20 protein-coding genes are annotated in these 21,681 nt (G+C 58.2%); 19 read left to right on the top strand and 1 reads right to left on the bottom strand.

From position 1 onward, the window contains the following. Nucleotide 1: 1 nt before the first annotated feature. Genes KVT34_RS15545 through KVT34_RS15505 form a run of 9 tightly spaced genes read left to right on the top strand, consistent with a single transcriptional unit; the run spans nucleotide 2 to nucleotide 10,502 of the window. Nucleotides 2-1,498 carry a glycosyltransferase family 9 protein gene (locus KVT34_RS15545; protein WP_217559688.1) on the top strand — a complete coding sequence of 499 codons (1,497 nt, stop codon included), beginning with the start codon at nucleotides 2-4 and terminating at the stop codon, nucleotides 1,496-1,498. Beyond that, nucleotides 1,495-1,935: a hypothetical protein gene (locus KVT34_RS15540; RefSeq protein WP_217559687.1), complete on the top strand. Its 441-nt coding sequence runs from the start codon at nucleotides 1,495-1,497 to the stop codon at nucleotides 1,933-1,935. The genes KVT34_RS15545 and KVT34_RS15540 overlap by 4 nt, the downstream gene beginning before the upstream one ends. A gap of 15 nt (nucleotides 1,936-1,950) precedes the next feature. Continuing rightward, the gene (locus tag KVT34_RS15535; RefSeq protein ID WP_217559686.1) at nucleotides 1,951-2,436 is read left to right on the top strand and encodes an adenylyltransferase/cytidyltransferase family protein; all 486 of its coding nucleotides are present in this window, start codon (nucleotides 1,951-1,953) and stop codon (nucleotides 2,434-2,436) included. Further along, a complete protein-coding gene (locus KVT34_RS15530; RefSeq protein ID WP_217559685.1) occupies nucleotides 2,433-4,154 on the top strand; it encodes a carbamoyltransferase family protein in 1,722 nt (573 codons plus the stop codon). Before KVT34_RS15535 ends, KVT34_RS15530 begins: the two co-directional genes overlap by 4 nt. Continuing rightward, complete coding sequence (locus tag KVT34_RS15525) at nucleotides 4,096-4,782, top strand: D-sedoheptulose-7-phosphate isomerase (RefSeq protein ID WP_217559684.1); 687 nt, start codon at nucleotides 4,096-4,098, stop codon at nucleotides 4,780-4,782. The genes KVT34_RS15530 and KVT34_RS15525 overlap by 59 nt, the downstream gene beginning before the upstream one ends. A gap of 1 nt (nucleotide 4,783) precedes the next feature. Continuing rightward, on the top strand, nucleotides 4,784-6,721 hold the full coding sequence (locus KVT34_RS15520; protein WP_217559683.1) for a carbamoyltransferase C-terminal domain-containing protein: 1,938 nt from the start codon (nucleotides 4,784-4,786) through the stop codon (nucleotides 6,719-6,721). Between the two features lie 24 nt (nucleotides 6,722-6,745). Continuing rightward, on the top strand, nucleotides 6,746-8,470 hold the full coding sequence (locus KVT34_RS15515) for a carbamoyltransferase C-terminal domain-containing protein (RefSeq protein ID WP_217559681.1): 1,725 nt from the start codon (nucleotides 6,746-6,748) through the stop codon (nucleotides 8,468-8,470). Beyond that, a complete protein-coding gene (locus KVT34_RS15510; RefSeq protein WP_217559679.1) occupies nucleotides 8,467-9,570 on the top strand; it encodes a hypothetical protein in 1,104 nt (367 codons plus the stop codon). Before KVT34_RS15515 ends, KVT34_RS15510 begins: the two co-directional genes overlap by 4 nt. Then, entirely contained in the window at nucleotides 9,567-10,502 is a 936-nt protein-coding gene (locus tag KVT34_RS15505) for an NAD-dependent epimerase/dehydratase family protein (protein WP_217559678.1), read from the top strand. The genes KVT34_RS15510 and KVT34_RS15505 overlap by 4 nt, the downstream gene beginning before the upstream one ends. A gap of 201 nt (nucleotides 10,503-10,703) precedes the next feature. Here the strand turns inward: KVT34_RS15505 and KVT34_RS15500 are convergent, their stop codons facing one another. Beyond that, nucleotides 10,704-11,510, bottom strand: a complete 807-nt coding sequence (locus KVT34_RS15500) for a phytanoyl-CoA dioxygenase family protein (RefSeq protein ID WP_217559677.1) — start codon at nucleotides 11,508-11,510, stop codon at nucleotides 10,704-10,706. A gap of 177 nt (nucleotides 11,511-11,687) precedes the next feature. Here KVT34_RS15500 and KVT34_RS15495 point away from each other — a divergent pair, with 177 nt between their 5' ends. From KVT34_RS15495 to KVT34_RS15450, 10 genes are all read left to right on the top strand, one after another. Continuing rightward, nucleotides 11,688-13,664, top strand: a complete 1,977-nt coding sequence (locus tag KVT34_RS15495) for a carbamoyltransferase C-terminal domain-containing protein (RefSeq protein ID WP_254634878.1) — start codon at nucleotides 11,688-11,690, stop codon at nucleotides 13,662-13,664. Between the two features lie 30 nt (nucleotides 13,665-13,694). Next, nucleotides 13,695-14,486 (top strand): phytanoyl-CoA dioxygenase family protein, encoded by a 792-nt coding sequence (locus tag KVT34_RS15490; protein WP_217559676.1) that lies wholly within the window; start codon nucleotides 13,695-13,697, stop codon nucleotides 14,484-14,486. 3 nt (nucleotides 14,487-14,489) lie between these two features. After that, a complete protein-coding gene (locus KVT34_RS15485) occupies nucleotides 14,490-15,323 on the top strand; it encodes a phytanoyl-CoA dioxygenase family protein (RefSeq protein WP_217559675.1) in 834 nt (277 codons plus the stop codon). An 8-nt stretch (nucleotides 15,324-15,331) separates the two neighbouring features. Next, the gene (locus KVT34_RS15480; protein ID WP_309244096.1) at nucleotides 15,332-16,654 is read left to right on the top strand and encodes a class-II aminoacyl-tRNA synthetase family protein; all 1,323 of its coding nucleotides are present in this window, start codon (nucleotides 15,332-15,334) and stop codon (nucleotides 16,652-16,654) included. Nucleotide 16,655: 1 nt separating this feature from the next. Next, on the top strand, nucleotides 16,656-17,681 hold the full coding sequence (locus KVT34_RS15475) for a hypothetical protein (protein WP_217559674.1): 1,026 nt from the start codon (nucleotides 16,656-16,658) through the stop codon (nucleotides 17,679-17,681). Between the two features lie 25 nt (nucleotides 17,682-17,706). Beyond that, nucleotides 17,707-17,958 carry an acyl carrier protein gene (locus KVT34_RS15470; RefSeq protein WP_217559673.1) on the top strand — a complete coding sequence of 84 codons (252 nt, stop codon included), beginning with the start codon at nucleotides 17,707-17,709 and terminating at the stop codon, nucleotides 17,956-17,958. Between the two features lie 128 nt (nucleotides 17,959-18,086). Then, nucleotides 18,087-18,620 (top strand): hypothetical protein, encoded by a 534-nt coding sequence (locus KVT34_RS15465; protein WP_217559672.1) that lies wholly within the window; start codon nucleotides 18,087-18,089, stop codon nucleotides 18,618-18,620. Nucleotides 18,621-18,697: 77 nt separating this feature from the next. After that, complete coding sequence (locus KVT34_RS15460; protein ID WP_217559671.1) at nucleotides 18,698-19,876, top strand: NAD(P)/FAD-dependent oxidoreductase; 1,179 nt, start codon at nucleotides 18,698-18,700, stop codon at nucleotides 19,874-19,876. Beyond that, a complete protein-coding gene (locus tag KVT34_RS15455) occupies nucleotides 19,869-20,807 on the top strand; it encodes a PDZ domain-containing protein (RefSeq protein WP_217559670.1) in 939 nt (312 codons plus the stop codon). Before KVT34_RS15460 ends, KVT34_RS15455 begins: the two co-directional genes overlap by 8 nt. A 21-nt stretch (nucleotides 20,808-20,828) precedes the next feature. Beyond that, nucleotides 20,829-21,680 carry a phytanoyl-CoA dioxygenase family protein gene (locus KVT34_RS15450; RefSeq protein WP_217559669.1) on the top strand — a complete coding sequence of 284 codons (852 nt, stop codon included), beginning with the start codon at nucleotides 20,829-20,831 and terminating at the stop codon, nucleotides 21,678-21,680. The last annotated feature ends 1 nt before the right edge of the window (nucleotide 21,681 follow it).

Raw genomic sequence — 21,681 nt, 5'->3', positions numbered from 1 at the left:
TATGGCGGACGAAGCTTTTCGGCAGCAGGTGAAAAACAGAAGGGACTACCTCCGGTCGTCCCGCGGCAAAATTCTCGTATGGACGGCGGCGGAACGTGAGGAAGACGTTATGAGGCTCCTGTCGGAAAAAACGCTCGACCTGGCGGCTATCCGTCTGCGTATGCCGGATCTCGCCTTGTTCCGGGCGGGAGGATTTACGGTGCTCCCCGTCAGTGACCGGAACGGGCTGGAGGCCCTGGCGCGGTATTTGCAAGGAGAGCGCGGCCGCGCAGAGATCGAATCCGACCCGGGCGCAAACCTTTCCGCAGCGAAGGACTCCGGCCGGATGGTGACGGCGTTCGTTTTTCATGAGCCGAGGACAGAAAGCGTCACCGGTAACGGAACCGGAACCCGCATCGAAACCGGATCGGAAGCCGCGGATTACGCCCACCTGATCGGGGACATTCCGAAGCCGTATGAGCCTGCGGAGCTGTACGTCTACAGGGAACGGTTCTGCTTCCCGTTCTACTTCCGGGCGGCCGAACCGGCCGAGAAGCCGGACGTCGGTATCGCGGTTCGGGGCAGGCCCAAACCGAAGGCCGTTATAGCCGACTGGTTTCTCGGATATGGGGACGGCGTCATCCTGCTTCCCCTGCTGCGGAAATTTATAGACAGGGAAGCCCGTCTCGGGCACGAGGTGCATCTCATAGCCAAGGAGAAGCTGGCGTCGTTTTTCGGGACTTTCCTGCAAGGCTGCCGCATTTACCGGAGTCCGGAAAGCCCGGCCGTGTACGAGGCGGTGCTGCGGTCCTCCCTGTACCGCAAAGCCATTCTTCTGCCGGTTTCCGTTTCTTCGCCTCCTATGCGGCACATAAGCGGGCTGTTCGGCGCGGCGCTCGGCTTTAAGCGGCCCTACGCGCTTCCGGAACCGGTTCCCGCCTTTTACCCGCCTCTTCCTGCCGAACAGGCAGAAGAGCTGGCGGTGCTGCGGGCGGCAGGCTGCAAGGTCGTGGGCATCCAGTTCCAAACCGGGGACGCGAAGCGCTCCTGGCCCGAAGCGAGAGCCAGGGAGTTTATCACACTGTGCCGGGAACGGGGACTCGCGCCGGTCAATTTGACGCCGCTTCCTTATCCGGCGGAAGGGTGCGGCGACTGGAGTATGCTGCCGGTGGAGGGGTTGTTTGCCGCAATTGAAGGGCTCGACGCGGTGGTCGGTATCGACAGCGTCTGCGGGCATATGGCGGGCTTTCTCGGCGTGCCTCATATCACGCTCTGGGGCAGAAGCTTCCCCCATCTGCAGTTTCCTTACACGTCCGACGAGTCCCACGTCAGCTTCCGGACGCTGAGAGCCAATTACAGCCTCGTGCCGCAGAGCGCGGATATCGCGGATATCCCTGCGGAGCTGGCTTTTGCCAGGCTCACGGATATTTTGGAGGGAAGACTTTCGCCCCGCAAGGAGCTTCATACGGCGGAGGACACGCTGAAAGGACAGGGGATAGAGTGGGTGAGCGGGCGATGAGCACAATCGTGTATATTTGGGACCGGACGAGGGACGGAGCGGACCTCGAACATTTGCGGGCGGAACTGGCCCGGACGATCCGGGAGTACGGCTATTCCGTTTCCGCAGCTTCCGATAACGAAGGGCTGGCCGATTTTCTGCTCCTGTCCGAGGCGGAGACGACGGAAGGGAACGCGGAGAATAAATCCGTCCTGATCGTGACTGATGATGAGGAGGTTTTGTCCGATTCGGTTTGTTACCGGAGCGCGGAGGAGATCTGGCAGACGCCTTTCGACGTCGGAGGGATCGTGCTGCTTGGCGAGATTCGCGGGTTTGCCCACCGGTTTACGGGCTTTTCCTACTCTCCCATGTGCCTCGTGCACGTTCCGTCCCGTTCCTTGTCGTATCACCGGCTCGTCTCGTATTGGATACATAAATCCGGCAGAAAGGTCCGGTGAACGATGAGGAACAAGATGGCGGATTTGCCGGAATTGAAAGCGGAGCTTGCGCGGGTGCGGACCGGAAAAAACGGGGAGAGGACTAAGTCCGTCGTCATGGCCGGGGGCTGCTTTGATATTTTTCATATCGGGCATCTGGATTATTTGCAGGCCGCCCGCGGCATGGGGGATATTCTCGTCGTGGCCGTCAATTCGGATGCTTCCGTCCGCAGAATCAAAAGCCGTCCGCCGGTTTTCGAAGCGGAGCAGAGGGCGGGTATCGTAGCCGCTCTTGAGGCTGTGGACCATGTGTTTATTTTCGGGGAGAACGATTGCTGCGAATCGCTGAGAGCCATCCGCCCCGATTTTTTTGTCAAAGGCTGGGATTACAAGGACAAAACGTTTCCCGAAATGGCGGCCGCCCGCGAAATCGGCTGTGAAATCAAGATTGCCGGCGAGGACAAGAAATCTTCTTCCTCCCGGCTGCGCTCTATTTTACTGGGCGAAAGGAGGTTTTTATGAACATACTGGGCTTGGGTGGCTCTATTCACGATTATTCGGCCTGTCTGGTCCGCGACGGCGAAGTCCGCTGTATGATGGAAGAAGAAAGGCTTGCGCGGGTCAAGCATTGTCTGGGTCTCGGGGGAAAAGTATTCCGGTGCAGAGCCGCCGATTACTGTTTGCAGGCGGAGGGGCTGGATGCCGGGGCGCTCGATCTGGTGGTGGGAAACGATCTGATCGACCCCGTCTACTATATGAAGTACGCGGATAGCATTCAATTGATCAATCATCATTTGGCCCATGCGGCCAGCGGGTTTTATCCGTCCCCGTATCCAAGCGCGGCCGTGCTGGTGGCGGACGGAAGAGGCAGTTTCACGGGTGTTCCGTCTGAACGGGAGACGGTCACTTACTATTTTGGAAACGGCTCGGAGCTTAGCGAGATCAAAAAAGTGTCGGGAACGGACACGCTGGATTTCGGTGCCGCCCACGATTCTGAATCCGGTCTGACGGATGCGGACATGTCCAACTCGGTCGGGGGGTTCTATGAACGGGTCACGACGGAGATCGGCTTCGGGCTGCTGCAGGAAGGCAAAACGATGGGGCTGTCGCCTTACGGAACCGCACGGCATACCGACGCTTTCGGAAGCTTCTATTCGATGGATGACGAAGGTAATTTCCGCCAGACTCTCGATCAGGTAAAAGAACTCCGGATGTATATCCGCCGGACGCTGGAAGCTGCGGAAGACCCGGAGAAGTTTCAGGCCAAGGCGGATTTGGCTTATGCGGTCCAGCATCATATGGAGCGCATCCTTGTGAAGGCCTGCCGGTATTTGTACAACGTAACGGGCAGCCGGAATCTGTGTCTGGCCGGAGGGGTGTTCCTCAACAGCGTCGCCAACTACGAAATTTTGCGGCAGACGCCGTTCGAGCATATTTTCGTCCAGCCGGCGGCCGGGGACGCGGGTACCGCTATCGGGAGCGCGCTGTACGGCTGCCACGTACTCGGCGGCCGGCCGCGCACGGCAGTGAACATTCCTTTCTCGCCCTATCAAGGCAAAAGCTACGGGCCTGACGAGTGCGCAAAAGCGGCCGGGGCATTTGCGGACCGCATCGAACGAGTGGAAGCCGCCGACGTCTCCATGAAAACCGCCGAGCTGCTAGCCGAAGGCCATATTGTCGGCTGGTTTCAGGGCCGCTCGGAAATCGGTCCGAGAGCGCTCGGCAACCGGAGCATTCTGGCGGACCCCCGTCAGTCGGCCATGAAGGATACGATCAATGCCCGCATCAAGCACCGGGAGCATTTCCGTCCGTTCGCGCCTGCCGTTCTGGAGGAGAGGCAGGCCGATTTTTTTGACCTCGGCTGTCCTTCCTATTATATGCTGCTGGTTCCTCCTTTCCTGCCGGGCAAAGGAGAAAAGACGGCGGCGGTGTGCCATGAGGACCGGACCGGCAGGGTCCAAACCGTCTCGCGCAAGCTGAATCCCCGCTTCCATGAGCTGCTCGTGCATTTTGAGAGTCTGACCGGCACACCCGTACTGTTAAACACTTCGTTCAACGACAATGGAGAGCCGATCGTCGAGACGCCGCATGACGCCGTCTCCTGCTTCCTGCGGATTGATCTGGATTACCTGGTCCTGAACGGGACGATTTATAAGAAGCGCAAGGAAGGAGGTGCCGGCCGTGAAAAAAGCGGTGAACCGCCATCTGAACACGCTGGTTCGGAAGCATGGCCGTCTTGAAGGCAGCCGGACTGCGCTGGAGCAAGCGTTTGCCGTGATGGAGGGCAGCTTCCGGAGCGGGGGCAAGCTTCTCGTATGCGGAAACGGAGGCAGCGCCTCGGATGCCGAGCATATTGTCGGCGAGCTGATGAAGGGCTTCCGCTTGAAGCGCCCGCCGGAAGCCGCGTCCCTCAGACGGCTGAAAGGGCGGCTGCCGGACCCGGCAGGCCATCCGGGCGAGCCGGTGCCGCCTTGTCTGGACGGGCTTCAGCTCGGGTTGCCCGCCATCTCGCTTGTCAGCCAGACCGCTCTCGTCACGGCCGTTCTGAATGATCTGGCGGCGGATGCCGTTTTCGCCCAGCAGGTTCTGGGCTACGGGAATCCGGGCGATGTGCTGCTGGGCATCAGCACTTCCGGACAGGCGGCCAACGTAACGCGGGCTATGGAGGTCGCCCGGACGCTGGGACTCGCCACCGTTGCGCTGACGGGAGCGGGCGAGGGCCGGATACGCGCCTGGAGCGATGTGGTGCTCGCCTCCCCGTCTTCCGTAACGGATGAAATCCAGGAGGACCATGTGAAGATGTACCATACCCTCTGCCTCATGCTGGAAGAGGAGTTTTTCGGACCGGAATCGGAAACGGAGGGATAGCATGCAAGACGGCTATTATTTGTCCGCTTATTTGCACATCGATCCTCTGGATCATTTGCTGGGAACGATTATCCGCCACGACCAGAATGCGGCTTTGTTTCAGAAGAGCGGGAGGACGGTGAAGCTGATCCGGCTGTGGGAGCTGGAGCGTGTGACGGGGATTAAGGAGCACTACGTCTCCTTCCACAGCGCGGAGCAGGCGAAGCGCGTGCTGAACGAGCTTTTGCGGCCGCTCGGCTTGTCGCTCCGGGATATGGTGGAAATATGGGGGACCCCCGGCTTGCAAACGGGGGATGATTATCACAGCGTTCAGGAATACCGTGATCTTTCTTATCACAGCATTTCCCATCTGTTTTCTGCGGTTATGGCGGATTCGGATGTGTTTTACAACAAGCGTATTCTCGGTTTTGCCGTTGACGGCGGTCCCGACGGGGTTGTGGACACGAGGGAACGGACGGAGAAATATTTCTTCACCGGAGGCTATATAAACGAGGGCAGGGTTAACCTGTTTCCGGCGGAATCGCCGGGTATGCTCTGGGGCTGGGCCAAGTTTTATTTCCGGATGCGGGAGGGCACGCTCATGGCGCTTGCTTCGGCAAGCACGAGCGAGATCTACGGGGAAAGGGCGGCCGGCTTTCCCGTGCTGGACGGACGGCACGACATGTGGGAATCGGACTGCATCCGCGACCTCGTCAACCGGGTCGAGCAGTTGACCGACGAGGATGCCGGGCGGTTGTTCAACGGATTCGATCCCCGTTTCTCCCGGCGGGAGAACAAGATCAGCATGATTATGAAAATCGTCCAGCAGGTCTCCATGAAAGTCATGGACGCCAATATCGAACGCAGCCTGGCGGCGTACTCCATCGATCCGTCGGAAACTTATCTGGCGCTGGCCGGCGGTTTTGCGCTGAACTGCCCGACGAACAGGCATTTGATGAATAAATACGGGTTCGCCGGATTTATCGCGCCTCCTTGCGTCGGAGATTCGGGGCTTTCGCTCGGGATGGGGCTCTATGCTTTCCACAAAAAGCTCCGGGAGGAACACTTCGAGTTTAAGCTGGCTCACGCCTATTTCGGGGAGCCGGACTCTTCCCTCCCGGACATCCTGTCGAGTGAAGCCTATGTCCCGTTTATCGAGCGGGCCGAGCCGATGACCGAACGGCAAGCGGCGCGGGATATTCAGCGGGGCCTCGTCCTGTGGTTCGACGGCGAGTCGGAAATCGGCCCGCGCGCGCTGGGACACCGCTCTCTCCTGGGAGATCCGCGGACGGAAGAATCGAAGCGCATGGTGAACGAGGTCAAGCAGCGGGAGTGGTGGAGGCCGGTAGCGCCGATCATTCTGGAAGAGGAGACGGCGGAATGGTTCGAGACGGATTATCCGTCTCGGTTTATGCTGCATACGTTCAAGGCTAGACCGGACAAGGCTCCCCTCATTCCGGGAGTGCTGCATCTGGACGGCAGCGCCCGTGTGCAGAGCATCGGGCGTCTGGAGAATCCCCGCCTGTACGGGGTCATTGACGAATTCCGGAAGCAGACCGGCGTCCCCGTCATTTGCAATACGTCGCTGAACGACCGGGGTGAGCCGATCGTCAACACGATCCATGAGGCGCTCAATTTCGCTCTCCGCAAAGGAATTCCGGTGGCGTATATCAACGGGATGCGCATCCGGCTGCGGAATCATGCCGATTATGCCCAGGCGCATGAAGGCCCGTATCCCCGCCGGATCGGCATGAATGCCCTGAGCGACCGGGAAAAGGAGGCGGCGTGGAAAGAGCTGAACCCGTGGGACATTCCCCGCGACTTACTCTACCATTACCGGGACCCCAACGAGCAGGAACCGGCGGGTGTTTACGACATCCGCAGCCGGGAAGATGCCGAGCGGCTGTGCAGGGATGTCCGGCTTGTGCAGCGGCATAGGAAATTGTTCCGCACGATCTAAACTGACGTAAAGGCGTGAATAACGATGCTCATACTGGGATTGGGAGGTTCTATCCACGATTTTTCCGCTTGTCTGCTGCATAAAGGAAAAATCGTATGCGCGATCGAGGAAGAGAGGTTGTCCCGCTCCAAGCAGGCTTTCGTCGATGCCTCGACCTTTCGCTGCAAAGCGGCCCGGTATTGTCTGGATTACGCGGGCGTGACCGAAAAAGACGTCGATCTTATCATCGGGGCGGACAATATCGAAAGCCGGTATTACGCCAGGTATGTCCCGGGAATCCGGCTGATGAACCATCATCTCGCTCATGCGGCGAGTGCGTTCTATCCGTCACCCTTCACCGAAGCGGCGGTACTCGTGGCCGATGGCCGGGGCAGTTACCTGGACCGGGAGAACAAGATCGTGGAAACCGTTACTTACTATGCGGCCGGAGGCGGAGAAATCCGCGAAATCCGCAAAGTTGCGGGCCGGGAGAGTGACGATTTCCGCAACGTGTCCAACTCCGCCGGCCTCTTCTACTTGGCCGTGACGGAGGAGATCGGATTCGGGCCGATGTACGACGAGAAGACGCTGGCCGTCTCCGCGTATGGAACCGACCGGCTGGTAGAGCCGTTCCGCGCCTTCTATTCCCTGGACGACGAGGGGGGGTTCAGCCAGACTCTCGGGCAGATGAACGAACTCCGGAGTCTTATCCGCGCGGAGCTCGGCCGCTCGGAAAGCGGCGGCGAGCTGTTCCGGACGAAGGCGGATGCGGCCTATGCCGTGCAGGTTCACTTGGAGCGGATACTGATCCATGCCTGCCGGTATTTGCATAAGCGGACGGGCTCGGACAACCTGTGCCTGGCCGGCAGCGTATTTCTGAATTATGCGGCCGTAAACAGGCTGCTGCGGGAAACTCCCTTCAAGCGGCTGTATTTGCCGCCTGCCGCAGGCGATGCCGGAGCCGCGGTTGGGAGCGCGCTGTACGGACATTATGTGCTGGGCGGGCACCACAGAGGAGCGCTTCTCCCGGCCACTCCATACCTGGGGAAACCGTATCCGGTGGAAGCCATGGAAGAAGCCGTGCGCAAGGCCGGGAATTTCCTGGAGGAAGTGAAGGCCGAGGATGTCAACGGACAAGCGGCACGGCTGCTTTCGGAAGGAAACCTGGTCGCGGTCTTCCGGGGAGGCGCGGAGTTCGGGCCGAAGGCGCTGGGGAACCGGAGCATCCTTGCGGATGCGGGGTTTCCCGGAAACATTTCGCGGCTAAACTCGGCCAAAAAGCGGGAAGCTTTCCGCCCCTTCGATTACATTCTGCTGGAAGAGGATGCCGGTAAGGGGGTTCCGCTGCAGGGAGAACGCCGGTTTCAGGCTCATGCAGCCGGGGCGTACGTGTCCGGCAGGCTCGAGGATGCGAAGTGTGTCGGGGCAGGCCAGGCATACCGGACAGACCCGGCATACCAGACAGACCCGGCAACCCCGGCAATCCCGGTAACCCCGGCAAACCCGGCAAGCCTGACGGCGGAGGGGACGGCGCAAATGCATGCCATCTCTCCCGGATTAAATGCGGAGATGGCCGCTCTTTTGGAAAACTACAAGCGCATAACCGGCTGCCCGCTGCTCCTTAACACTTCGTTTAATCTGGACGGAGAGCCGATGGTGGAGACTCCGGCGGAGGCCGTCCGCTGCTTCCTGAAAGCCGAGCTGGATGTTCTCCTGATGGGGAACAAACTGTATCGACGGAAAAAAACAGAAGGGGAGGTACAGACGTGAAGCATCTGGACGACAAGCTGCTGCAAGATTTCCGCTGCTTTTACGAAAGCATTCCCGAAAAGAACGGCGTGTATTATTTGTTCTTCACGACGGGACTTCTTCACTGGGCGGCCAAATCGCTTCAATTCGTACCGGGGACGGTTCCGGTGGTCCTAATCGGAGCGGGGCTTACCGAAGAAGAGCAAATCTGGGTCCGGCAAGAGATCCGGCGCCCTTTCTTTTGTTTCGGGGAAAAGGTGGACGAGGGAATCGTCTGGCATTATCTGACGGCCGTAAACAGGGAGGACTTCGGGTGGCTGGATATCGACTGTTTCGTTTTGAACGAGCGGCTGTTTGATGAAATGGCCCGCGTACCGCGCTCGGCCTCCATGAACTGCGTGTGGTCGTATGAGTACGGAAAAAGAACGGTCCCCCTGGCGCATTTTGATTTTCGCGTCCTTCGGACGTTCTTCTTGTTCATTAACCGGGATGTTATCCGGGAACTGGACGGCGGGAATCTGCCGTGGTCGCCCCGGCCGTTTCTTCTCGATGCGGCGCCGGTCTCGTCCTCTTTTAAAAGGTACGATACGTTCCACGTGCTGGACGATGCGCATAAACGTACACTGGCCCGAATCCTCCCGGAAAACGGCGCCGGAACGCCGGTATTTCCCGCCCAGATCATGAAGAAGGACGGAGTCGTGACCCGCCATCTGGACACTCTGGTTCTGTATCAGCTCCTAGCACATTCACGGGGATATCCCATTCATCGCGTACGATGTCTGGATGAAGACGAGACTGCTTTGTCGGACGAAGTCGTGCATATCGGTTCCGTCTCTTATTACCGTTCTTTTGCGGACCCCGGCTATGAGGTGGTAAGCAAGGATGAACGGGCCCGGTACAATGAAATCTATGAAAGAGTGCTGCTGCTGGACTATACCATAGTCAACCAATTCGAAGGGCGTCTGCCCAAAGCTTACTCCGTTTACCGCAGAATGCTGGAACGGGATATCAAACGGCTGGGCATATCTTCCGCACATGTGAAGGAAGCAGCTTTACAAAAGCTGACCGGTCAGGGCATGAGCCGGGAAGCGGCCGAACGCATCTGCGGGGACCCGCTATGAGGGAAGCCGTACGCAAAGTCCTTGTTACCGGAGCGGGCGGGTACATCGGATGCAGCCTTGTGCCCGAACTGGCCAGGCGGGGGTATGAAGTCCGGGCTCTGGACAAGTATACCCGGGGCCAGGACAGGCATTTTGTTCACTCGGGCGTAAGCCGGATTTATGCGGATACGAGAACATGGAGCGGCGAAGGGCTTGAAGGCATAGACGCCGTTATCGATCTGGCCGCCATTTCCCATGACCGCCGGGGGGAAATCACTCCGCACGAGACGCTGGACATCAATCAGTTTGCGCGCTACCGGACTGCGAAGAGATCCAGGGAAGCGGGAGCGGGGCGGTATATTTTGATGTCCACCTGCGGCGTGTACGGATTCCGGGACGATCCGGGCGGAGCGGATGAGAAAGCGGTACCGAACCCGCTGACGACTTACGCCAGAGCCGCCTCCCGGTCGGAGCGGGATATTCTTCTTCTCGGCAGGGAAGGGTTTGACGTCACGGTGGCGCGTCCGGCCATCCTTTACGGATATTCTCCAAGAATGAGATTCGATCTCGCCGTTAACGCGATGGTCCGGGCGGCGTGGCAGACCGGCACGATCACTCTCCAGGGCGGGGGCGGACAGTGGAGGCCGTTCGTCCATCTGAAGGATGCCGTCGAGGCCGTCTGCTGTCTGCTGGAAGCTCCTGCGGAGAAGGTGTCCGCCGAGATATTCAACATCGGCTCCGGCGGGCAGAACATCCGCATCCGGGATCTGGCGGAGCTCGTTGCGGCCGTCCTGCCGATTCCCGTCGAGATCCGACGGGAGGGATCCGCCGATCCGAGGTCTTACCGGATCAATGCGGATAAGATCGGCGCGTTGCTGGGCTGGACAGCATCGCATTCGCTGAAAGAAGGGATTGAAGAGCTGTACGGAAAACTGGCCAGGGGTCTCGTCTGAAACGCCCGTTCTCCTTCATCAAGGGGCGTTTGCTTCGGAGCTTCTCCCTACGTGGCAGCCTCGAAGGGGAAGTCCCGAAACCGGAACAAAGAAGCTTCCTGACCCGCATCGCACAGCGGGTCGGGAAGCTTCTTTCAGGTTCCGAATCCGGGTTAAAGGCATCCGCCGAGAAGGACCGCAGATTGACTGCGGGGACCCTCCTTAGCTGCCTTTTTTATATACGAGCGGGTTAAAAGGGGTGTCCGCCGTCTCGCCCGTCTTCTGTCCCCCGAAGTATTGGTTAAGGTGCCCCGTGGGATCAGTCTCGAAAGGATTGACGATAGAGGCTCCGTCCTCGTAATACATCATCGTCATGGCTTCACGGGTATCCTTCGTTTCGTTGGGCGGGGCATTGTGAAGCGTCCAGCCCGCATGAAAGGTCACGTCTCCCAGTCCGATACCGCCGTAAGTCATCTCCTCCAGCCCGAGTCTGTACGCCGTTTTCAGGTTCTGCTTGGCGGTTTTTCCGCGATTATCGAGCGTATGGGACCGCGAAATAAAGTGAAGCGAGCCCATGGAAGCGGTAACCTCCCGTAGAGGAATCCAGGCTGTAATGGAGTGGTCCGTGTCGAGAAGCATGTAGTTGTTGTCCTGATGCATGGGCGTTGCGGCCGCACCGGGCTGTTTGAAGAAGGCGGAGTCCCGGTAAATCCGGACGCCTTCCACGCCCATCAGGTCGGCGGCGATCTTGGCAATCCGGCGGGAAGCGGTGAAGCGCCCGACATCCGGGTGGCGGAGACGCAAATTGACCGTGCCGGAATCGTCCGGACCCGCTGAGGGGATCGTATTGGTCATGTAATCGCGGATGGCTTCCAGAATACGGGGCCGGTAGGCCGTAATTTCCGCTGGGGTGAGAACCTGTTTCAAACAGATATGCCCGTTGTCTCTGAAATAACGGATCTGTTCCTGCGTCAGCGTGTAGCCCGACGATAAATCCGGCAGGACTTTGCTTGCGGATTCGGATTCCAACTGAATACCTCCTTGTGCGCGTTTACTTTTTTTCTATTATAGAATCCGGTCCGTTCCGGGCCTCAGGTTTTCTTGTCCGGTTGACGCCTTAAAAATGAAGCGGGAAAGAATGTCCGATAAACGAGCAAGAAGTTCAGATTGTCCGTTCCACGGCGTTGTTAGAATGGAAATAAGTTCATGTGGCGAGGTGAAAGCATGCAGGACGGTTACTATCTTTCCACCTATTTTCATATCGGCTCCCTGGATTATTTGACGGGGACCTGTATCCGGCACGATCCCAATATGGCCCTGTTCCGCAAGGAGGGAGATGATATCCGGCTTATCCGTTATTGGGAGCTGGAGAGATTTACGGGGTACAAGCAGCACAGGCAGTCTTTCTACAGCCGTGAGCATGCCGCAGGCGTCGTCAACGAATTACTAGGCCCGCTCGGCCTGTCCCTGGAAGACATGACGGAGGTATGGGGGACGCCCGGCCTGGCTACGTGTTCGGATTATCACTCTCTGGACGATTACCCGGACTTGTCCTACCACAGCATTTCTCATCTGTTCTCGGCCGTAATGGCGGACAGCAGGCTGTTCTATGAGGGGAATGTGCTCGGGCTTGCCGTGGACGGTATCCCGGACGACGTGGTGGACAGGGAAGCGGGAAGTAAGCCGTTTTTTGCCGGCTGCCTGGTGCGCAGGGGGAAGCTGGAGCTGTTTCCGGTGCAGTCCCCCGGTCCGCTGTGGGATTGGTCCAGCACGTATTATAACCTGAGAGAAGGCACGCTGATGGCGCTTGCGTATGCTTCCGAATGCGCCGTAAATCCTGTTCCTCTGGAGCTTCCGCAGGCCTACGACCGGAATTTCAATATCTGGGAGCACGATTATTTACGGCCTCTCATCGAAGCTGCGGATGGGCTTTGCGAGGAGGATACGCGCGAAAACCCCGATTGTACGGGCTTCGATCCCCGCTTCACGGAGAGGGAGAACAAGATTTCCGCCGTGATGAAGCAGGTGCAGGAGACATCCATCGCCCTGATGGAGCGGAATGTGGAAGCCATTCTCGACACATACGGCGTCAAGCCGGAGGAGACCTATCTCGCTCTGGCCGGCGGGTACGCGCTCAATTGCCCGACGAACAGCCACCTCATGCGCAAGTACGGGTTTAAAGGTATGATCGCGCCGCCCTGCGTAAACGATTCGGGTCTGTCGCTCGGCATGGGGCTGTACGCGTTTTACCGCAAAATGTCCCCGGCGCGCATCCGGTTCCGTCTCGGCCATGCCTACCATGGCGCAGCCGGGGGCCCGCTGGAGGAAGTCCTCCGGTCCGGAACTTTCGCCGGCTGCATCGGGAACGTGACACCGCTCGAAGAAAGCCGGGCGGCCGAAGATCTGTGCCATGCGCCTGTCGTTTGGTTCGACGGACCGGCGGAAATGGGGCCCAGAGCGCTCGGCGCCCGTTCTCTTCTCGGAGACCCAAGGTCGCCGGCGGCGAAGGATGCGCTGAATGCCGTCAAGCAAAGAGAATGGTGGCGCCCGGTCGCGCCCGTCATTCTTGCCGGCGAGGTGGGGGAGTGGTTCGAGGAAGGCTGCCCGTCGCCCTATATGCTCCACACTTTCCGCGTAAAGGCGGAGAAGCGGGAGCTTATTCCGGCCGTCCTTCATCTGGACGGCACGGCAAGGGTACAGACGGTGGAGGACGCCCCGCCTACCCGGAATCTGTACAGGCTGCTCCTGGCCTTTAAGGAAGCGACGGGCGTTCCCGTTCTGTGCAACACTTCCCTGAACGGCAAAGGAGAGCCGATCATTCAGGATATCGGGGAAGCGCTGCATTTCGCCCTGGTGAAGGGCATCGAAGTGGCGTATATCAACGGCGTGCGCGTCCAGTTGGTCAACCACGACAGCTACCGGGACCGGGCGGGGACCGCCGCTTTTCCGCGAAGAATCGAATTCAGCCCGATGAGTCCCGAAGAGAGAGAGGCTGCGATGCTGCTGCACAATCCTCACCGGATTCCCCCGGAGATCCTGAAATTTTATATGGAACGAATCGAAAGAGGGGGCATCAAGCGCTACGACCTGACCGATCGGAAGCAGGCCCGCCGGCTGATCCGGGAAGTCGAGCTGCACCGGTCGAGGCCTGGAGAACGGGAAGCTCGCGATCCTGAAGCCTAGTCATTCTATATCATTCGAAGGAGGCTGTTTATGACGGCGTATTCATTAAGCGTGCAGGAGAAACAATTTTTTGCCGAGGAAGGCTATCTGGTGCTGAAAGGCGTGTATTCGCCGGAAGAAGTGAACGCTTTGAAGGAGGAGTACCACAAGGCTTGGCTGGATTGTATTCTCGACAAGAAAATCGTACAGGACCCGGAGAAGCCGTTAACGAGTCTCTTTCCGCGCATGAAAGATTTGCACAAAGACCATGCTCTTGTGCGCGAATTTGTTTTTAAAGAGAAGGCGGTAGCTGCCCTGGAAGAATTGGCCGGAGAGGAAGCGCTTCTGGTATCGACCAACTTTTATTTCAAGCCTCCGGGTTCGACGGGCATGCCGTTTCATCAGGACAACTACGGAATCGGCGTCCTTCCGGGAACCTGTTATGCGATATGGGTGGGCCTAGATCCGGCGGATGTGTCCAACGGCGGCATGCGGATTGTGCGGAAGACCCATACGCAGGACCTTCAGGTTCCCGAGAAAGTGTACACAACGGCGGAGGATACCTTCGGCGGCTATGTTCAGACATTGGCGGTTCCGGAGGAACACGAGCTTATCGAGCTTCGGACAGACCCGGGCGATGTCGTGATTTATCACGGAAATTTGATCCACGATTCGGCGGACAATGTGAGCGAGGTTCTTTTCCGCCATTCGATTATCAGTCATTTCGCCGGGACGAGCGCCGAGAAAACGACGCTTAATTTTAATTATCTGATGGACAAAGAAGGCCAGCGCGTGCGCAAGCGGATGAATGCGGGCGCCAACTTGGGCAGAAAGGGGGAGTGACCGATGAATGAGAAGCTTCCGGACGACAAGCTTGCCGCGTTCGCCCGCGAGGGGTATCTCGTCCTGAACGACGTGTACACACGGGAGGAAGTCAGCGAGTTAATCCGCCAGTTTGATCTGCATTGGGTGCAGCTCACCGCTTCCGGGCAGATTATCCAGAACGGGAACCGTCCGCTCGAAAGTTTGTACCCCCGCCTCCGGGATTACCACCGGAAAAATGAAAAAATTAAGCGGTTATCCCTCAAACCGCAGCTGTTCGCTTATCTGGAGCAGCTCATCGGCGAAGAGGCGCTTATTATTTCGACCAGCTATTATTTCAAGTCTCCTTCGACGAGAGGTCTTCCCCTGCATCAGGATAATTACGCTTTCGGCGTGTTGCCGGGAACGACTTATGCCGCATGGATATCGCTGGACAGTTCGGACGAGGGCAACGGGGGCATGACTTTCGTGCCCGGTACCCACTCCTTGGACCTGCAGGTACCCGAAGGCGACACTTCCGACGTCCGCCGGTATTTTTCCGACGAAGGCCAGTGGCTGAAGGATTACGAAACGGCGGAGACGGTGAAGGTTGCCACGAATCCGGGCGATGTTATTTTTTTCAACGGGAATATTGTCCACGGCTCTTCGGACAACTTGTCCAGACACCGCTTCCGCAGGTCGCTGCTCATTCATTTTACCGGGGTGAGCGTGGAGAAGCTTGCGCTTAATTTTAACAATCTGATGGACAAAACGGGCGCCAGAGTGCGCAGAAGGCTCAATACGGATACGAAAATTACCGAAGGTCAGGACTCGGTGTTTTCGATTCAGAAAGCGGATTATTTTGCCGGGTGGAGGTAGAAAGAGGCGTGGAGAAAGCGGGTGACAGGATGCTCATTCGAGTACCGCTCGATAAGGTGGGGCAGGCCGGAGATCTGATTCAGCTCATGGAAAAAATCTATTATCTGTCCGATCGCATTACGATCGTCCGCCGGGATGAGGCGGCTTTGACGATTGAGTATGGGGGATCGGACGAAGAAGAGGTCGTCCGCCGTCTGGATGCCTTATGCGCGTCCCTGGCCGGGCGCCGGAAGCTTCCGTACCGGAAGGTGAAGGATAACCGCAGGGATGGGAAGGCGGCCGGACGCGCCCAAGCGCAAACCGGAGCGTCATCGTCACGGGAGCCGGACAGCGAACGCGGTGAAGGCAGCGGAGGGACCGAACGGACCGAACCCAGTGAAAGCGCCAAGGAGGCTCATGTGCTGCTGGAGCAGGCGCTTGTGAGGCTTCTGCGAAGCCGCGCGCATGCGTACGGGGCGGCGCTCCGCAGATACCCGGCGATGATGCCGGAATCCGTTCTGCAGAAGAGCGGGTATATCCGGAATTTCCCGCAAAATGTTTACGCCGTAGGGGAATTCCGGCATCAATTCGACACGATGCAGGAGATCCGTACCCGGCTCGAGGACAACGCGCCGCTGCACGAGCTGCTGCAGCCGAGCGGCATGTATCTGCAGCCCTGCGTCTGCTACCACGTGTACGAGGAACGGAGCGGGACAAGAAGCGGCAGCCCTGCGGGGAACGGGAGCGGGAACGGCTCCGGGGCTGCGGAGGCGGTTTCGTCCGGCCCGCAGCTCGCGCTCTACTCCGCTTACGGACCGTGCTTCAGGCACGAGCACGCCAGCCGGATAGACGAATCCCGGCTGCGCGAGTTCGGGATGTTCGAGATCGTGTACATCGGCGGGGCGCAGGAGGTAAGGGATATGCGGCTGAAGCTGCTGGAGGACACGTGGCGCCTCTTCGGGCAATTGGGGCTGGAGGGGTACGTGGAGACGGCGTCGGACCCCTTCTTCCTGCCGGAAGACACGGACCGCCGGCTGTTCCAGCTCGCTGCGGAGTCCAAATTCGAGCTGCGGTTCGCACCCGGCGGAGAGAGCGCGAGCGATTATGCGGTCACGTCTTTCAACGTATGCGGCGACGTGTTGTGCAAAGCATTCGGCATAACCGGAGAAGCAGCGGAATGCGGAGACTCCGGTGAAGCGGGGGAGGCCGGCGAGACTGGTGAGACCGGCAAGGGCGTTCCCCTTCATTCGGGCTGCACGGCCTTCGGAGTGGACCGCTGGGTGCAGGCCTTGGCCGAAACGCACGGGTACGAGGCCGGAAGCTGGCCGCAGCTCATCAGGGAGCATCTGTAAGATGGGGACGAGACACCTGCTTCCTGTCGTGGAATCGCCGGGTTTCGAGACCGAATGCTACCACAACATCCGGTTGAGTCTTCTGCTTGCGCATGCCCGGACGCTGCCTTGGTACCACAGCCATTTTATGAATCTGACCCTCAAATCGACGGGGGCCGATCTGTTTCCGGTCATCCGCTTTGAAGAACATCTCGACGTCTATTCGGAAGTTCTCGAGGAAACGCCTCTTGTCCGCTGTGAGGATTGGGTGGAGACGGTACGGAAGAACCTGGGCGAAGGCCGCTATATGATCGTGTATTTTAACTGGAGAAACATCCCCTGCTCCCGTTATTACAACAAACAGGATATGTTTCACGAAGCGCTCGTGTACGGCTTCGACGATGAACGCGGGGTTTTTCACTTTCTCGCTTTCGACGTGAACGGCAAAGGATACGGAAGCTCGGAGGTCCCTTACGGCCTGTTCGGCCGGGAGATGACCAGACTGGCCGATGAAGATTTGCATGCCCAGCGCTGGTTTGCTTTCTACGGGTTTCCCGCATCGGTTATCCGGCTCAAAGACGGGCTGGCGTCCCGTCCCGATACCCGGAACATGTATTTTGCCCTGGAAAGGGGCAGGGTCCGGGGGAACGGCTCGCCGGATGAGACGTTTGCGATGGGCCATTACGTCAACGAGGTTCTGTCCGTCTATTTCCGGCAGCTTGCGGAGGGAAGACCTCTTCAGGCCAAGGAATTCATTTACTGGAACATTATCGTTCATAAAATGATTCTCCACAAAAGCTTGATGCTGCAAAGAATTGTTTATTTGCAGACCGGGACGGATTCCAGTCAGCTCGACCTGCTGAAAAATTTGTATATCAAAGCCAAAACGGAGATGGACCGGGTCAAGTGGACGAGCATCAAATATCAGCGGACGAAAGCATCCGCGTACCTGCATCAGCTTGCGGATAATTTCCAGACCCTGTACGAGCTTGAAAAACGGGCTTCCGCCATGCTGATGGAGTTCCTCACGCTGTCGCATTTGAAATGAAAATCTGAATCGTCGAGGTGTAAGCATGGACCAAACAGCCATGGAAGCTGTGATTATTGAACATGTCAAACAGATTTTGCCCCAACAGATCGAGATTGAGCCGACCACCAAGCTTCTCGAAACGGGAATCGACTCCATGAGTTTTATCCGGCTTGTGGTTTTGCTGGAGGAAGCTTTTAACATCGTGATCGAGGACGAGGAGATTCTTCTTGAGAATTTTACCAGTGTGGAAACAATCCGGAACCTGATTCGGAAATGCCTGGACAGCAAAGGGTGAACCGGACGGTACGTACGCCAACAGAAGACGAAGAGGTCATGGTCAAAAGCAGAGTAACCGGCTGGGGGATATGAGATAGTAAAAGTACCCCGGGGAAACAAAAAACAGCCACTCAAGGAGGCCATACCATGAAAACCGTATCGTCCAAAAAGAATGCCAAGCAAGTGACCATGACACTGGAAAACTCCAACAGCAAAACTTATCTGGAGCTGCTGGACGGACGTTCCGAAGAGCTTCAATTCACTCAAGTAGCGCCGACCGAGTTCACCGTTAACGATTCCGAATTCAGCCTGAAATCCGGCATCAATGTGGAACTGGGCATCAAGAACGTCGATCTTGTCGCGACTTCGAGCGTGATCTGGCCTGGACAAACGATCCGCGTCCGCGGTGGTCTGCACGGTCAAGGCGCGGCCATGAAGGCCCAAGCCACAATCCCGTTCAACAAAAAAATGGCGGACGGCGTTCAAGGCGAGTCCTGGCTGTACTGGGTGATTGAGACTCCGGAAGGCGAATTCCACAACAAGCAGGCTATTCACATGAAAGGGACCTTGAAAGGCCTGCCTCCGAAAAACGCCACATTCTATTCGGACAGCGTCACTCCGCTGTTTGACAGCGAAGACAATCAAGTGGGAACCGTATACGGATGCCTGCAATCTAACTAATCGAACGGTCAAGGAGGGGTCATCCACACGGGCCCCTCTTTCTTACTTGAAAATTGCCGTACGAGAAGGAGAATTCGATGTACGACGTGATTATCGTGGGCGCGAGATGCGCCGGAGCTTCGCTGGCTTCCTTTCTGGGGCGGCGCGGACACTCGGTTCTGCTGGTCGATCAATTTCCATACCCGAACGCGACGACGTCAACCCACATCCTGGGCGAGAGCGACGTGTACGAGAGGCTCGGCATTCTCGGGAAAATGGAGTCCGCCGGAGCGCCTTTTTTGACGCGGATGCGGGTGGATTTGGAAGGGACTGTTTTCGAATCGGATATTACGGTGACGAAAAGGGCCCTGGGACTCCGCAGAGAACTGCTGGACCCTCTGCTTCTGCAAAGCGCGGCCCGTCATCGGAACGTTGAAGTGCGGCTTAACACCAGAGTGACGAAGATTTTACTGGAGAACGGACGAGCCGCAGGCATCGAATGCCGGAGGAAGGACGGGCAGCTTCAGCGTTTCGCCGGAAAAGCCGTGATCGGTGCGGACGGCCGGTATTCGGCGGTGGCCAAAGGGGTGCGGGCCCCTCTGGAGACCGAGACGGAGCGGCCGCTTCACGGGGTTGCTTACGCGTATTTGTCCGGTGTGCACCGGCTGCCCGTCCCGGCGGTCGAATGGTACTGGAAAGGTTCGTCCGTCGTCCTGTGCAATCCGATCGACGGGCTGATGCACTGCGCAGCCATCATGTACTCCCCCGAGGAGCAGGAGCGGATGGTCCGCCTCGGACGGAGGGAATTCATGGAAAGGCTGCTGGAAATCCGCACGCTGGCGCCGAGACTGGCGGAGAGCGGATTGGAAGGAGCCGTCCGGGGAATTCCCCCCGGTAAAAGCTTTATCCGTAAAGCTTACGGCTGCGGATGGGCGCTGGCGGGGGATGCCGGAGCCTTTTTGCACCCGGTGGCCGGCGTCGGAATCGACAACGCCGTATGTACGGCCGAAGTCCTGGCGGACGAGCTGCATGCTTTTTTCACGGGCGCGAAGGAATGGGAAGAAGCGATGCGGAGCTACGAAGAGCAGCGCAACAACCGGATTTACCCGCAGTACCGGCATTTGCTGGCCACGCTGGAAACGGCCGGCGACCCCTTTACGGAAACGTCGGCCGGCGCCCTGAAGATGCTGGCGACTTTCCCGAGTCTGGTCAAGAAAATCGGCCTGCAGGCGGAAGCCGTCATTTCATTTTTATCTGGAGGTCAAAATCATGATTGAATGTCCAACGGATCGTACACGCAATGTCACTTATCTCGAAGCCGCCCCGGAGCAAGTCTGGTGGTCGATCGCCACGACGGAAGGAACGAATACGTATCTCACTTACTCTTCCTCTACGACAGGCGATCCCTCCCTGCCGAAGGCGGGGGATGTCTACACGCTCAATTACGGCGACATCGAGAATCAGTCTGTCGTTGTGGAAAGCGTGCCTAACCGCCGTTTCGTCCTCTCGGACGCTTATCAATCCCTGGCACCCGACGGCAAAGCGGAAATCTTCTACGTAAACACGGCCTTTACCCTGGAGGAATCGGACGGGTTTGTCAAATTAAGTTTGCAGGTGCAGGGATTCGCCGAAGACACGTACGGGCAGTGGCTGCGCGAGTGCCTGGAAATGGGCTGGCGGCGCTCTCTGATGAATTTGAAGTCGGTGCTCGAATTGGGCCTCGATCTGCGGACGGAATTATTCAGTTATCCCAGGCTCGGCGTAACCAACTGCACGGTAAACGCGGAACAGAGCCGGGAGACGGGAGTTTCCGTGGGGGGCGGAAATTATTTGCTGGAAGTATATCCGAACAGTCCCGCTCAGAAAGCGGGGCTCCGGGCACGCGATGTCATTCTCGGCATCGGGGGACGGAAAACGGCCGTCTACGGCGATTTCGTCCGAGTCATTTCGTCTTTTTCGGGTAAAAAGGGGCCCGTATCGGTAACGTTCAGCCGCAGCGGCAAGCGGCACGAAACGACAGTTCTGCTGTCTGTCGAAGAGCAGTTTACCGGCTTGAATAAGGAGAGCCTCTCCTTGGAGGAAATTAAACAGAGGCGCGAGCTTATTGCGAAAAGCCGCTCGGCATCCGGAGCGATCTGGACCGGCACGGAGAACGGCATGAAGACTGCGGCGGAGAGCGGAGAAGACGGGGCAGCGGGAGCCCAATGAAACGAAAGGAGCGTGAAGGGAATGACCGGGGAAGACCGCAGTGCGACAGCCGGGCTGGACAGAGAGTACAGCCTTACCGGCGAGCAGATTAGCCGTTACCGCAGGGACGGGCATGCATACCTGGAAAAAGTCTGCTCGGCCGAGGAAGTAAAAGCTTACCGTCAGGCGGTGACGGAAGTTTACCCTTCGTTCACGGCCGATTCCTATCCGCCGGACGAACGGGAGTTTTACGGAGTGGAACGGGCCTTTCCGACCGTGATGAACATGTGGGAGCGAAGTTCCAAGGTGAGAACCTTCACCTTCGCCCGCCGTTTTGCCCAAATCGCCGCCGACTTGATGGGCGTGGACAGGCTGCGCCTGTACCACGATTCGGCGATTTTTCTGGAACCGGGAGGCGGAGCGATTCCCTGGCACCAGGACAGCCCCTACATGCTGCAGATGGACCCGGACATGACGATGACCATGTGGATGCCGCTCGTCGATCTGCCGGAGGAGCTCGGCTCCATGCGCTTTATGTCCGGCTCGCACGAGCTGCCTGCGGACAAGCATACGAATCTGCTTCTGCAGGCTTACCGGAAAGGACTGGCCGAGGTTCATTACGGGGCGATGCCCGCCGGAGACGCGACCTTCCATTCGGGCTTGACTCTGCATTATGCGGCGGCCAACCGGACCTCCATCGTAAGGGAAGTCGCTACGATTATTTACGTAGCGGATAACCTGCAAATCGTCGAACCGGATACCGAGGCGAGGGCGTATCACCTGAGACGGATTTTTCCCGGCATGAAGCCCGGGGATACAGCCGTCAGCCCTTGGACCCCGCTTGTGTTCGACCGGTTCGCAGAGTCCGGCAGCCGGACGGAAAGGAAGGGATAAG

Origin of the sequence: Paenibacillus sp. GbtcB18 (assembly GCF_019091125.1) — a bacterium.
GTDB lineage: Bacteria > Bacillota > Bacilli > Paenibacillales > NBRC-103111 > Paenibacillus_F > Paenibacillus_F chitinolyticus.
The sequence above is the reverse complement of the archived record's forward strand: the minus strand, read 5'-3'. Positions and strand labels throughout refer to the sequence as shown.